The sequence below is a fragment of the Bradyrhizobium sp. CCBAU 45321 genome (genome assembly GCF_028128975.1).
GTDB classification, from domain to species: Bacteria; Pseudomonadota; Alphaproteobacteria; order Rhizobiales; family Xanthobacteraceae; genus Bradyrhizobium; species Bradyrhizobium yuanmingense.
This window is the reverse complement of sequence record NZ_LFKZ01000120.1, coordinates 14405-26716: the sequence shown is the minus strand read 5'-3', so window position 1 is coordinate 26716 and position 12312 is coordinate 14405. Positions and strand designations below refer to the sequence as shown.

At 63.5% G+C, this 12312-nt stretch carries 14 protein-coding genes; 5 read left to right on the top strand and 9 right to left on the bottom strand.

Annotated features, from left to right (window positions below; translation table 11 throughout):
* Nucleotides 1–132 precede the first annotated feature (132 nt).
* A complete protein-coding gene (locus ACM43_RS16445) occupies nt 133–1299 on the bottom strand; it encodes a cytochrome P450 (RefSeq protein ID WP_271541306.1) in 1167 nt (388 codons plus the stop codon).
* 34 nt (nt 1300–1333) lie between these two features.
* A complete protein-coding gene (locus tag ACM43_RS16440; RefSeq protein WP_271541304.1) occupies nt 1334–1552 on the bottom strand; it encodes a hypothetical protein in 219 nt (72 codons plus the stop codon).
* A gap of 576 nt (nt 1553–2128) precedes the next feature.
* Between ACM43_RS16440 and ACM43_RS16435 the strand changes: the two genes are divergently transcribed.
* Complete coding sequence (locus tag ACM43_RS16435; protein WP_271541302.1) at nt 2129–3241, top strand: helix-turn-helix transcriptional regulator; 1113 nt, start codon at nt 2129–2131, stop codon at nt 3239–3241.
* Nucleotides 3242–3368: 127 nt separating this feature from the next.
* A complete protein-coding gene (locus tag ACM43_RS16430; RefSeq protein ID WP_271541300.1) occupies nt 3369–3572 on the top strand; it encodes a hypothetical protein in 204 nt (67 codons plus the stop codon).
* Nucleotides 3573–3680: 108 nt separating this feature from the next.
* Here ACM43_RS16430 and ACM43_RS16425 read toward each other — a convergent pair whose 3' ends face one another.
* The 3 genes from ACM43_RS16425 to ACM43_RS16415 all read right to left on the bottom strand — a co-directional run bounded on the left by ACM43_RS16425 (nt 3681) and on the right by ACM43_RS16415 (nt 5968).
* Nucleotides 3681–4097: a hypothetical protein gene (locus ACM43_RS16425; protein WP_271541299.1), complete on the bottom strand. Its 417-nt coding sequence runs from the start codon at nt 4095–4097 to the stop codon at nt 3681–3683.
* A 276-nt stretch (nt 4098–4373) separates the two neighbouring features.
* Nucleotides 4374–4982, bottom strand: a complete 609-nt coding sequence (locus tag ACM43_RS16420) for a hypothetical protein (RefSeq protein ID WP_271541298.1) — start codon at nt 4980–4982, stop codon at nt 4374–4376.
* A 209-nt stretch (nt 4983–5191) separates the two neighbouring features.
* The gene (locus ACM43_RS16415) at nt 5192–5968 is read right to left on the bottom strand and encodes a helix-turn-helix transcriptional regulator (RefSeq protein ID WP_271541297.1); all 777 of its coding nucleotides are present in this window, start codon (nt 5966–5968) and stop codon (nt 5192–5194) included.
* Between the two features lie 565 nt (nt 5969–6533).
* Here ACM43_RS16415 and ACM43_RS16410 point away from each other — a divergent pair.
* From ACM43_RS16410 to ACM43_RS16400, 3 genes are all read left to right on the top strand, one after another.
* Nucleotides 6534–7439: a LysR family transcriptional regulator gene (locus tag ACM43_RS16410; RefSeq protein WP_271541295.1), complete on the top strand. Its 906-nt coding sequence runs from the start codon at nt 6534–6536 to the stop codon at nt 7437–7439.
* Between the two features lie 157 nt (nt 7440–7596).
* Nucleotides 7597–8868 carry an SDR family oxidoreductase gene (locus ACM43_RS16405; protein ID WP_271541293.1) on the top strand — a complete coding sequence of 424 codons (1272 nt, stop codon included), beginning with the start codon at nt 7597–7599 and terminating at the stop codon, nt 8866–8868.
* Entirely contained in the window at nt 8868–9347 is a 480-nt protein-coding gene (locus ACM43_RS16400) for a DUF2269 family protein (protein ID WP_271541292.1), read from the top strand. The genes ACM43_RS16405 and ACM43_RS16400 overlap by 1 nt, the downstream gene beginning before the upstream one ends.
* Nucleotides 9348–9427: 80 nt before the next feature.
* On the opposite strand, the gene ACM43_RS16395 is transcribed toward ACM43_RS16400, so the two are convergent.
* Genes ACM43_RS16395 through ACM43_RS16380 form a run of 4 tightly spaced genes read right to left on the bottom strand, consistent with a single transcriptional unit; the run spans nt 9428 to nt 12223 of the window.
* Complete coding sequence (locus ACM43_RS16395) at nt 9428–10165, bottom strand: hypothetical protein (RefSeq protein ID WP_271541290.1); 738 nt, start codon at nt 10163–10165, stop codon at nt 9428–9430.
* Nucleotides 10162–10578, bottom strand: coding sequence for a phage holin family protein (locus ACM43_RS16390; protein ID WP_157287398.1), 417 nt, complete (start codon nt 10576–10578; stop codon nt 10162–10164). Before ACM43_RS16390 ends, ACM43_RS16395 begins: the two co-directional genes overlap by 4 nt.
* Nucleotides 10575–11252 carry a hypothetical protein gene (locus ACM43_RS16385; protein WP_271541287.1) on the bottom strand — a complete coding sequence of 226 codons (678 nt, stop codon included), beginning with the start codon at nt 11250–11252 and terminating at the stop codon, nt 10575–10577. The genes ACM43_RS16390 and ACM43_RS16385 overlap by 4 nt, the downstream gene beginning before the upstream one ends.
* An 11-nt stretch (nt 11253–11263) precedes the next feature.
* On the bottom strand, nt 11264–12223 hold the full coding sequence (locus tag ACM43_RS16380) for a DUF3618 domain-containing protein (RefSeq protein ID WP_271541285.1): 960 nt from the start codon (nt 12221–12223) through the stop codon (nt 11264–11266).
* Between the last annotated feature and the right edge of the window lie 89 nt (nt 12224–12312).

Below are 12312 nucleotides of genomic sequence, written 5' to 3'. Positions count from 1 at the left end.
CGAAGGCGGGGAATCCAGTACGCCGCGGCCCGGCGATTCCACCACAACTGTCTCGGAGTACTGGATCGCCCGGTCAAGCCGGGCGATGACACCGAACGTGTGACGAGCGACGTGCCACGAGCACCTACCGCCCTATTGCTCCCACCTCACCGGTAGATTCTGCAGCCCGCGGAAGGCCCAGCCGCCGATCCGCACCTCTTCGTCCTCGGCGAGCTCGATGCGCGAGGCGCGCGCGAACAATGTCGGCAGTGCGACGTCGGCGATCATGGCGCGCGAGGCGAAGGCGCCGGCGCAGAAATGCGGGCCGGCGCCGAAGGCGACGCTCTTGGAGGTGTCGCGCCGCACGTCGAACTGATCGGCGCGCTCGAAATGCTTCTCGTCGCGGTTGGCGGAGCCGAACATCAGGAACACGCGCTCGTCGAGCTCGAACGCTACATCGCGAATGGTCCAGGGTTTTGCGATGCGGCGCGGCGACATGCCGATCGGCGAGATCCAGCGGGCATATTCCTCGAAGGCTTGCAGCCACGACACCTCGCCGCGCAGGACCAGATCGAGCTGGTCGGGATGGGTCAGCAGCGCCCAGACCGTGCCGGCAATCGCCTTGCGCGGCTCGTTCTGGCCGCCGGAGATGGCGAGCTTGACGTTGGCGCGCACGCTCTCCATCGGCATGTCCGAGGCGAGCAGCACGCCCAAAATGCTCTGGTCGGGATGCTTGCGCATCACCGGCAGGATGTCGTCGATCGCGGCGTCGATGCCCGCGGTTGCCGCATGACAGCGCGCCTCGACCTCAGGGTCGCCGGCATAATTGGCGATGCCTTCGATCATGCCCTGCGACCACGAATCCATGTCCTGAAAGCCGATATTGGTAAGGCCGGTGATCGACTTCAGGCATTCGCCGGAGAACGGCAGCGCGAAGTCGCGCATGAGATCGATCCGGCCCGGTTCGAGCGAAGCGATGATGCGATCCGCATGGGCCTGGAACTGGGCGGTCCAGTAGCCCTTCACCGTCTTCGGCGAGACCGTCGGAAACATGGCGCGGCGCTCGACGAGATGCGCTTCGCCATCCTTGCGCATCATGTTGTGGCCCATCAGCCGGTTCATCAGGCCGGCGGGCTGGTGCGACGAGAACACGTCGATCTGCTTCTCGGAGATCGAGATGTCGTCGCGGCTCGTCAGCAGCGTCGAGCCGAGCTGCGGCACGAAGGCGATCGGCGCCTCCTTCCGCATCTTGGCGAGCATCGGATAGGGGTCGGCCCAGAAGGCAGCCGGGTCGATCTCGATGCGCGGCGCGGTGCTCAAGCTTCGCTCCCTTGTGGTCTCCTCGATGCCGAGGCTAGCGCCTTTCAGTTGCCGCCGTCTGTCCCCATGGATTGGGACAGGCGGGCCACAAGCTGCCGCTCGCGTCAACCATGCCAGCGTCGAACTGCTGCGAGGTCAACTCGGCAAAGGTGCGACGGGGTTGCGCATCATTCACCTCTGGAAGAAAATTCCAGCTCAGCACGATATCCAGGGCCTGCCTTCTGAACTGGCGCAGCTCGACGGGTTCGGCCATCCTGTATCTTCTCAGGCCTTTGTCTGCTTTCAACTCAGATGGCAGCTCCGGCCAGCAAGAAAGCGCCGCCAAGCGCGACCATCACAAGTCCAGGCCAGTTCGATTTGACGCCGAAGCCGCTACCGGGCCTTTCGGGCTCCAGCGTGTCACGTCCGGAGCGAAGCCACTTCCCACCACTGAATCGACCTCGCCAAATGGGCTGAAACGCCATTTGGAATAGGCCGCCGAAAACAAGGAGCACTCCAAGCCATATGAGGATCATGCTCACCTCCTCTACCCGCGAACGCCGATAGGTTGATGCGCCGAGAACCGTGGTCCATTCAGCGCTGCCCCCGGCTTACGGAATCAGACCGACCTTGAAAGCCGCCGGGACAACCTCTGACCTGTCAAATAGTTGATATATGGACATGATTTCTGCTAGCCGTCCATCCGGGCCAGCTTGGGAAAAAGTAGCAATTGGTTCCGCCGAAGCGGATTGGTATCAAGGGCCTTGGGCGGGCGAAGCACGAAGGCTGCTGCAGAAATGCACGCCGCGCGTCTGAAAGATCGGTCGAATCTGATGGGTCCAGCGCAGCAATGACGGGCATCGATTTCGAGCAGATCGTGGACCGCATCCACGAGGCAGCGACCGTTCCAGAGCTCTGGCCTGATGTCCTGGAGCAAATCGCTCATGCCGCGGGCGCGCATGGCATGGTCATGATCACCTCGGACTCCGATCAATGGTCCGGTGTCTGGAACGGCGCCGTGGCGTCGCCGTCGATTCGCGAGGCCTTCTCGGCGTTCCTGAGTGGCGACCTCTCCAGCCGGACGGAGACGACCCCGCGACTCCTTGCGCTCGATCATCCCGGCTTCGTCGGCGAGCACGAGGCGTTTTCGCCGGAGGAATGGGAGCGCGATCCATATCGGGTGGAATGGAACAAGAAATGGGGCTTCGAGCATGCCTGCGCGACGGCGGTCCGCAGCCCGTCCGGCGAGATCATCGTCTTCCATATGGAAAGATTGGCCGGCCGCCCCGCCTTTTCGCGGCAGGACCTCGAATTTCTCGACCGCTTTCGCCCCCATCTCGCGCGGGCAGCTTTGCTGTCGACGCGCTGGCGCCTCACCCGGATGCGGGCGGCAACCGAGGCGTTGTCTCTGGTCGGCTTGCCGGCCCTTGCGATCACGCGCTCCGGGCGGGTTCTGGCCGCCAACGCCTTGATCGAAGGCATGACCGACGTTCTGCAATGGCTGCCGAAGGACCGGATCGCCATCAAGGACCGCGCGGCCGACACCCTGCTGCGCGCTGGCCTCGCTCAACTCGATGCGCCGGACAAGGCCGTGTGCTCCTTTGCGGCGCGTCGCAGCAGCGATCTCGATCGGGTGGTGCTTCATCTCGTGTCGATGCCGGGCGAAGCCCGCGATCTCTTCGATGGGGCGGTTGGCCTCCTCATCGCAACGCCGGTCGCCGCCTCGCAGGCACCGAGCCTTGCCCTCATTCGTGGCCTATTCGATCTCACCCCGAGCGAGGCGCGCGTTGCGCGCGGAATTGCGCAAGGACAGACGATCGGCGATATCGCCGCGCATCACGGGCTCAGCCGCGAAACCATCCGCACGCAGGTCAAGGCCGTCCTCGCCAAGACGGGAACGCGGAACCAGAAGAGCGCAGCTGCCCTCTTCGGTGCGATCCCCAAATTGCCGCTGAGAGATTGACGCCGGACTTGTGCGGTGGCCTGCCCCGGCAGGGGCAAACTTCGCTTCACCCAAATGGGTGAAGACACGGGCCGGCCCGCCGGGTTCAACTCCGCCCAAATTGGATGTCTGGCGAGAAGCGGCGGCAATGGCGGGACCGGAATTTCCGATTTTCGAAATGACCCTGGCGCAGCGCAGGCGCAGGAGATGGAGCTGGGCCGTCTGCACCATTCAAGGCGCGGTGGTGATGCAGGGCCGGGAAGCCAGTCGACCCGCAGCAAAGTACCAGGCCGAGAGAGCGCTGTTCATGCTGCTGCTCACCGCGCCCTATCGTTCCCGACTTTCCGCATAGCAAAGCGCTCGTCCGAGCGCTGCAGGGGTGCCAGTGTGCGGCAACCGCGCATTTGGATACCGACCTTGCATCTGTCCCTGGTGATAGGCTGGTGATACGGACCGCAGACTAGGCGTCCGCCAGCGAGCGACCATGTGTCAGCCAATGGTCGATCTGCCAGGTCTCGTAACCAAGCAATTCCCCGAAGCGCCGTTCGCGACCCTCGGACCAAGCTCCCGGCTCGTTCAGCAGCGCAAGCATGGCGTCAATCCGCCACTCGTGACCAGGCAATGTGTAGAACAGCATCCGATACTCGAGCTGCGGCGCCCCAGGACATGGCTCGATCAGCTCGCGCTTCGTCAGGCGGCCTTCAGCGACATGCCGGTCGAACATGCGCCAATACCGAGCACAGATATCTGGTTCAAGGCCAACGAAATCCGTGAAATATGCGAGGGGCTTGGTGCCCCGGAGCATCAGGCCGAGCTCTCTATTGGTGTGAACCAGATAGGGCAGTTGACGACGCCATTCGGAATGCATGTCGAGCATATTGGGTCGCGCAACGTTAATTTTTGCCCAAGGGGCTCGCTGCCGGTGTCTCTCTGGCAGCGCTGATCGGGCTTTGTTGCCGAAGGGCGTGCAGACGCCCGGCCGGACGCTGATCGAGATGTGCGAACAGCATCTGGTCGACTTGCGGCACACAAACGCCGCCCTGGAGAAAGATCGAGGCGGCCGTCGAGAGACGATCGTCGGGTTAGCTCGGGTTCGCCGGACGTTGGGCCCCGCCGCGTGCGCGAGCTTCGCGAATGGCGGTCAGAGCCACGATCATCGCACCAAAACACCGGCTATGCGTCGTGTGAACCGGCGGACTCCAAGGCGCAAATCTCTCATCCTGAACAGGAGAGCTATGGCCCATTCCGGCGTTCGCAGATGACGGAGCGCCTCCACGGCGCCTTCGTCCATGCTCTGCCGCATGTTCTGGTCTGTAAAGTGCGTGCTTTCGTCACCGCACAAATCGAGGATCTGCGCAATCTCTTCCTGTAATGCATCAACGCCCACCAGATGGCGGGCAAAGTCGCGCTCTCTTCTGACACATATCCGTTCGATCCGGGGGCGGGCTGCTTCGTCGTAGCGGATCCCCCACCTCTCGAGGCGTGCATGGGTCGCCTCATGAACGATTGCGGACGCGACCCATTCGATCGTCGTGGTTTCGGAAGCAACAACGCGCGAGTCAAGTAGGCACGCGTTCAGGGAATGCTGATAGCAGGCTGCGCCGTATGGAACCAGCTGCACCCAGATTCGAGAAAGGCTCTTCTTGACCCGCTGGTAATGAAGCGGAGCAAACCGTTCGATCAGCCGAAGCGCGGCCTCAACGCGTTGCAGAGCCTGCTCGGGATCATCCGACAGCGATCCAACCCAGAGGCCGTCGATCACGCGGCTTTTCGAAAGCCAGAGCTGGATTCTGTCGACAAGCGGAGGTTTCACCGAGGAGCCGCGAGATATGAACATCTCTTTTCGCCCAACCTAGCGTATCTCCAAACTGATACAGGGACTCCACTTCGGCGGGCTTAACGAATTCAGTCGAACATATCGATTTTTCAGGCACCTTCGCTTTTTGGTCAACAGATCGCGGACCAATATCCTCAGTTCAGGCCGCGCGGACCCGTCAGCAGGCGCAGCACGATCGCAAACAGCTCGCTCTGCGAGGAGATGCCCAGCCGCTCATAGGCGCGCTTGCGGTAGGTCAGGGTCGAATGCAGGCTGATGCCGAGTCCTTGCGAGATCGCCTCGGAGCTGAAGCCTGCGAGGATGCGGCGACAGACCTCCTGCTCGCGCGGGGTGAGCGCGGAGAGCGGCTTGCGCGTCGCGAACAGGGTCGCAAGATCGGACGTCGGCTTCTCCTGGAAATGGCGCGCGACGCTGGCTGCGATCGCCGGTGCGATCGCCCCGAGCCGCGCGCGCTGGGCGGCGCTGAAGCGGCCCTGCGCGGCGATGCGGTAGAAGTTCACGTAGAAGCAGGTGTCACCGGTCCAGATCGCGGTCGCACATTTGTCGACGATGCCGGAATCCTGGAAGAAGATCTTGCGGTAGCGCGCGCCGTACATGCGCGGCGCGAAGTGAGACAGCATGATCGGCGCGCCGCCCTCGCCTTCGAACAGCGCATCGCGGTTGGGATCCGTTTCGTGAAACTGGCCGGCATAGGCGGCGCCGAGATCGGCGCCGATCGGGATGTTGCCGGCATCGAGCAGGCAGCTTGCCGCGCCGGCCCGGCTCAGCGCGAACACCATGCAATGGCCGACATCGGCCTGCCGGCGCAGCGTGTCGATGAGCACATCGGGAAAATCGGAGCGGCCGATGGCGAGCACCGCGGGCGTGATATCGCCGGCCGACGGATCAAGGGTTATCCCGTTGGGGCGCACCGTATTCCTCCGCAAGACGTTCTTTTGCGAGAGGATAGCAGCAACGGAATCTTACCGGAAGCGCTCACGAGCACCGCCGCCCAGGGCCGCTCGGCTGTTGCAGACGCCATTGACGGGTCTCACGCTGCGCCTCGCCCTTCGAGACGGCATCGTCGCGATTTTCTCAGATGAGGCTGATCCGATGGCCCCACCGAGTCACTTCACCCTGTGCCTGAAAGCAATCTCGCGCAGATGACTGAAAAGCTTTGAGAGCCGCTTCAAGCGCTCACTGACCACCGCGCAAAAAAGCATCAGCCACGTTGCGAGCGCGACACACCACAACAGAAATTCCAATGCTGCGGGCATGAGGGCACCTTTCGAAACGTGTTGCGAAACAAAGGCGGGGCACTAATGCTCGTTCAAGAACGCGAGCGCGCCGCGTCTGCGTTATCAGCCTTTATGGCCTCTCGCGCTGCCGCGATCATGATCGCCTCCGCTGCCGACCGCATTCGAAGGCTATTACGACCTCCTGAATTGCACTAGAATTAATGCTGAAAGTCACAATTCCATTTCGGGGAATGATCCGATGGACAGGCTCGATGAACTTGCGACATTCGTCGCGATAGTTGAGGTTGGAAGTCTGGTAGGCGCAGCAAAGCGATTGAAGCGTTCACCTCCCGCGGTCACTCGCGCGCTTGCGGCCCTCGAGGAAAGGGTCGGAAGACGATTGGTGGAGCGAACAACCCGCCGTCTTGCACCGACGGATGCCGGACGCCACTTTGCTGAGCGCGCCCGCGAGCTGGTCAACGGCTACTCGACCGTCATGAGCAGGCTTGTCGAGACGGAAGGGGCTCCGCTGCACGGTATCCTGCGAATAGCCGCTCCCACCATCTTCGGACGCCGTCATGTCGCTCCGATCGTATCGAGCTTCCTTGACGCTCATCCGGCGATCCGTATCGAGCTCGTCATGGGTGAAAGATCGCTCGACCTGATCAGTGAAGGCATCGATGTTGCGGTCAGGATAGGTCAGCCGCGCGACTCGCGCCTCGTCGTCAGATCAGTGGGGTCGGTCCGTCGCGTCCTGGTGGCCAGCCCTTCCTACTTGCGCAGGCAACCTGAGCTTCGACATCCGCGAGACATACCGAAGCACGATGTCGTGTTCTTTTCCGGATTTGCGGGGCCGACCGAACTGCGTTTTCAGAATCGAGGTCGCTTGCACACGGTTCGCATGATGCCGCGCCTCATGACGACAGATCTCGACACGGTCATTGCCGCCGTGACATCGGGCCAAGGCATCGCTCGACTTTTATCCTATCAGGTCGAAGCCGAGATTTCGTCGGGCAAGCTCGTGCGTCTTCTTCCGGCCTATGAGCCGCCGGCCGTACCGGTTCAAGTCGTGATTCCCGGCTCCCGGCGCACCACACCGGCTGTGAGGGCATTCGCGGATCACGCCGCTGCGTCGCTCCGTACCCTTTCGATCATCCGCCAGTAGTTTCAAGGGAGCTGCGCGGGGCGAGGTGTCCGATTCTCTGCCTGCAGCCAAACCCATCAGTTCCCCCGCGAGGAACGATTGCAGCCCCGCTTTATTGGTCCGTATCTTCAAGGCTTGATCAAGGCGTTGCCCAGGCCGCCCATCGAAGGATCAGTCGATGCGCATCCTTCTCGTCGGGGCTACAGGACTTATCGGATCGGCGATCCACGCCAGGCTGTCCGCCGAAGGACATGACTGCATCTTGGTGTCGCGCCATCCCGCGGCGACGCACGATCCTCGCCACATCACGCTCGATGTCGCCCGAACCACCGATGCGTCGAAATGGAAGGGCCTTCTCGCCGGCGTCGATGCCGTGATCAATGCAGCGGGTGCGCTGCAGGGACAGGACATGCAAGGCGTTCATGTCGCCGGCAGCGCGGCGCTCTATGCGGCCTGCGAGACCGCCGGGGTCCGCAGGGTCATCCTGTTCTCGGCAATCGGCAGCAATGATGCGCTCAGCGATTTTTCCCGCACCAAGCGCGAGGGCGAAGCCGCCTTGATGGCGCGGGAGCTCGATTGGGTGGTGCTGCGGCCTTCTGTCGTGGTCGGCCGGCCCGCCTATGGTGGCAGCGCGCTGCTGCGCGGGCTGGCGGCGCTGCCGGTTCTGCCGGTCATGCCGGACACGGCGGCGATTCAACCGGTGCATCTCGACGACGTCGTTGAGACCGTGCTGTTCTTCCTGCAGCCCGGCGCGCCTTCACGGGTCGCGGTCGATCTGGCCGGCCCGCGGCGGATCGCCTTCAGCGATGCGGTCGCGCTGTTTCGCGCCTGGCTGCGCTGGCGCCCGGCCTATCGCCTGCAGCTGCCGCGCTGGGCGGCTTCAATTGCCTATCGTGCGGGCGACGTTGCGCAGATGCTGGGATGGCCAACGCCCATCAACACGACGGCACAGGCGGAAATGCGCCGCGGTGCGACCGGCGATCCCGAGCCCTGGCGTCGATTGACCGGCACTCCATCGCGCGATCTCGAAGTCGCGCTCGCACGCGAGCCTGCGTCGGTGCAGGAACGCTGGTTTGCTCAGCTGTATGCGCTCAAGCCGCTGATCTTTGGCGTCTTCGGCGCGTTCTGGATCGCCACCGGCATCATCTCGCTGAGCGCGGGCTGGAACATCGGCATGTCGTTGCTGCTTGAAGGCGGGCTGCAAGGGAACGTCGCGGCGCTCGTCGTCACCGCGGGCGCGCTCGCCGACATCGTCATCGGCATCGCCATTCTCTGGCGGCCTCTGAGCCGCTACGGACTCTGGGCCGCACTGATCATCTCGCTCACCTATGCCGTGATCGGCACCGTCCTGGTGCCGCGGCTGTGGGCCGATCCGCTGGGACCGATGCTGAAGATCTGGCCGGTGATCATGCTCAATCTGGTCGCCATGGCGATCCGGGAGGATCGCTGATGCTCTACTTCCTCGTGAAGATGGCGCACATCATCGGTGCTGCCGTGCTGCTCGGCACCGGGGCCGGCATCGCCTTCTTCATGCTGGTGGCACATCTGCGCGGCGACCCGCGCGAGATCGCGGGCGTCGCGCGGACGGTGGTGCTGGCCGACTTCCTGTTCACGGCGAGTGCCGTGATCCTGCAGCCGATCACCGGGACATGGCTCACCTGGTCGAGCGGGTATTCCCTCGGCGACGGCTGGGTGGCGGCGTCGATTGCACTGTATCTCGTGATCGGCGCCTTCTGGCTGCCGGTGGTGTGGATGCAGATGCAGATGCGCGATCTCGCCATCGCAGCGGTCGCGACCAACGGCAAGCTGCCTGCGCGATATTACCAGCTCTTCCGATGGTGGTTCGCCTTCGGCTTTCCGGCGTTCGCGGCCGTGCTGATGATCTTCTGGCTGATGATCGCCCGTCCCGCCATTCCATACTGGGATTAGGTTCGCCTTCAGGACAACCCACCTGCCTGAGCACCCAACCAGAGCGGGGCGCGTGGCGGCGCACCCCGCTCTCCCTCGCCTCATTGCGGAGCCTTCACCTCGGCGCGGGCAGCTGCCGCGGCGTCCATCCCGGCCTGCTTGACTCGGTCCACAATTTCGGCGCCGGTATCGCTGATTTCCGAGACAACCGTGTCCGAGGCTTCACGCAGGGCCTGCGAGACCGCACCGGCGCGCCGGTTCAGGTCGGCCTTCACGTCGTCGCTGACGTCTCCGATATACTGGTTCTCGACCTCGGAGGCGCGGAACGCGCCCGCCACGGCCGCACCAATTGCGATGCCCACGACCCCCAGCACGAGCGGTTGCCGCTCCAGCATGTCCGCCAGTGACGACTTCGCACTCGTCATGGTGTCCTTGTTCGGAAGCGCATTGCCCAGCTTGCTGAATTGCTCCTGCGCGAAGGCGACGCCCTCGTCGAAACGATCCCGAACGCCCTCGGCGGCCTGCGACACAGTATCGGAAGCGGCGGCGGTCGCACCACGCAGGGTCTCCCCGAACCGTTGCGAGCCGTCGTTGTCCATTTCGGGGGCGGTCGGCGGCGCCACGGTCTGCTTGATCGCGGATGCTGCCGACCTGAAACCACTCGTCCCGATATCGGCAACAGGTTCGACGGCCTCGGCGGCGGAACGCGCCACAGTCTTCAGCCTCTGGTCTCCGGCCAACAGCCAAAGCGCGCCGCCTCCGATGAGGGCTGCGGCGAGCGGGTTGTCCCTGGCGGCCGTTACCAGATTGTCGATAAAGCTGATCTTTGTGCTGCTCATCGCACCATTCCCTTCACGGTGTCCTTGTCTTTTTCCAGCTGGCCGATCGTTTCGCGGGGCGCCAGCTGACGCATATCAAGCCGGTTCATGCCCATGGCGACGAGCGCGGCGGCGACGGCCGCAGCGATGACCGCCGATGTCAGATATGACAGCGGCTGCGACCATCCTGCGGAGATCAATGCGGCGGATAGAGCGAATAAGGCCATGACGATGGCCGGGATCACCAGAACGGCGCCGGCTACGATCAAGCCGACGGCGCCGCCGATCTTCTGGAGCTTCTCGCCAAGTTCTGCCTTTGCCAGGTCGATCTCGTTCTGGAACAGCTTGGCGAACTGCGACATGGCATCGCCGAGCAGCGTCGAGATTTCCCTGAACTCGCTTTTGCTGGTTTTGATATCGCGCTCGATGCTCATGGTAACGTGCTACCCTGGAAGGATGAGGATTGTTGCGTATGGGGGTTACGGGTCCCGGACTCCCGATTCCAGTTTTGCTCTCCCGCCGAAAAAGAGCTCCCACCCGACATTTGCCCGCTCCCCGACGTGCTGCCGGGGGTGTTGCGCTGCCCTTGGGATGACGATTGTCCGCCCGATGCCTTCAGGAAGCGAACGGCCGCGAAGCCAGCCAGCACCGATATGCCAAGAAAGGCGGCCGGCTGACGTTTGGCGAAATCGGTCGCGCCTGCGACAAGATCTCGGAAACTTCCGTCCCGGATCTTCCGGGCGGCATCCTCGACATAGTCCGCCGCCGAACCGATGCCGCGTGCGGCGAACGGTACGTCGCTCTCGAAAGCCCGGCCGGCCTCGCGGATGTTGCCCGCGAGGCGCTCGACGAAATCGGCGCCCGATCGCTGCTGTTCGCGCGCCTGGCTCTGGATCTGGTCCATGGTTCCGTCCGCAACGCCCTTTGCTGCATCCGCGGCCTCGCCGAACTTGTCGCGCGCAACGTCGGCCGATGCCCGGAACGCATCGCCGGCGCGCTGCTTCATCTCCGCTCCGGCATCGCCGATCTGCTCTTTCATGTCCTTCGCGGTGCCCTTGTCCTGGTTCTTTGCGAACTGCGTCACGTTGCGCGGGTCCAAATCGCTCATGATGGTTTCCTTCAGGTGTTGGATTGAGAGGGGCTAAAGGCAGCTTTGACCACGTCGTCCGCAGCCTCCTTCAGAGTGTCCGCCATGTTCTGCGTCATGCGGCTGGCATGGGTGCCGAGATCAGCATCGGCGACCCTTTGCGCCGCAGCATCGGCGGCCGACGTGGTGGCGTCTCTCGCGGCCTCGAACCCGGATTGCGCCGCGGCGGCAGCAGCCTGCTTCACCCCGTCGCTCGTCCGGCCCATAACCTTAGCTTCGACCTTGGTCTCGGGAAGAGCAGCCGCAATGATGGCGCCGATCGCGATGCCCAGGCCGCCGATGAGCGCAGCATTGTCACCAATGGTCTGCCGGGCCTGGTCAGGCGCGCTCGCGGCGGCATCCCTGGTTGCATTCATGCCACTCTTGAGCTTTTCACTCGCAAAACTGGAAGCACGCGCCGCGCTCTCCCGAAGATCAGCGGCAATGCCGGCGGCCTTCTCCTGCGCGTCATCAGCCATGCCAGCGGTTCGGCTTTGCGCGGAGGACAGCGTCTCCTTGGCATCGCCCTGCATCGCCCGTGCGCCCTCGGCCACCCCCTCAAGCATGTGCCCGGCTTTGTCCAAGACCGGGCCGGTGACGTCTGCAGCACGATCGCGCACCGTCTTCGAGGTCAGGGCGAGTCCTGCGCCGATCATGAGAAGTGGCAACGGCGTACCTCGCACCAACCGAAGCAACGGAACGCCCACTGCGGCGCCCGCGGCCACTGCGCCCATCGGGTTGTCCATGATCTGTTGCTTGAGCCCTTTGACCCAGCTCTGGGTCTTGTGGCTGACGTATTCGGTGACTTCGGATTTGATGTGCTGCGGCGAGACTTTGAGGCGAATGTCCTCGGCGGTGTCCGATATCTGCTCCTTCAACCGTCCGACCGTCGCCGCCAGCTCCGCGCGGCTACGCTCGGACTCCCGTCTCAACTCCTCCACGGATCGTGTCATCGCGTTACCCTCTTGCTTTGTTTCTTGGATTTGAGGTCGAACTCACGCTGTGTTGAATCGTTCCTCGCGCCGCTTGGGCGCTTGCTGGG

What these genes read in the sequence shown, in the direction of transcription:
- ACM43_RS16440 (WP_271541304.1), bottom strand. Translation starts at nt 1,552, where the DNA reads ATGGCCGAACCCGTCGAGCTGCGCCAGTTCAGAAGGCAGGCCCTGGAT.
- ACM43_RS16435 (WP_271541302.1), top strand. Translation starts at nt 2,129, where the DNA reads ATGACGGGCATCGATTTCGAGCAGATCGTGGACCGCATCCACGAGGCA.
- ACM43_RS16430 (WP_271541300.1), top strand. Translation starts at nt 3,369, where the DNA reads ATGGCGGGACCGGAATTTCCGATTTTCGAAATGACCCTGGCGCAGCGC.
- ACM43_RS16425 (WP_271541299.1), bottom strand. Translation starts at nt 4,097, where the DNA reads ATGCTCGACATGCATTCCGAATGGCGTCGTCAACTGCCCTATCTGGTT.
- ACM43_RS16410 (WP_271541295.1), top strand. Translation starts at nt 6,534, where the DNA reads ATGGACAGGCTCGATGAACTTGCGACATTCGTCGCGATAGTTGAGGTT.
- ACM43_RS16405 (WP_271541293.1), top strand. Translation starts at nt 7,597, where the DNA reads ATGCGCATCCTTCTCGTCGGGGCTACAGGACTTATCGGATCGGCGATC.
- ACM43_RS16400 (WP_271541292.1), top strand. Translation starts at nt 8,868, where the DNA reads ATGCTCTACTTCCTCGTGAAGATGGCGCACATCATCGGTGCTGCCGTG.
- ACM43_RS16395 (WP_271541290.1), bottom strand. Translation starts at nt 10,165, where the DNA reads ATGAGCAGCACAAAGATCAGCTTTATCGACAATCTGGTAACGGCCGCC.
- ACM43_RS16390 (WP_157287398.1), bottom strand. Translation starts at nt 10,578, where the DNA reads ATGAGCATCGAGCGCGATATCAAAACCAGCAAAAGCGAGTTCAGGGAA.
- ACM43_RS16385 (WP_271541287.1), bottom strand. Translation starts at nt 11,252, where the DNA reads ATGAGCGATTTGGACCCGCGCAACGTGACGCAGTTCGCAAAGAACCAG.
- ACM43_RS16380 (WP_271541285.1), bottom strand. Translation starts at nt 12,223, where the DNA reads ATGACACGATCCGTGGAGGAGTTGAGACGGGAGTCCGAGCGTAGCCGC.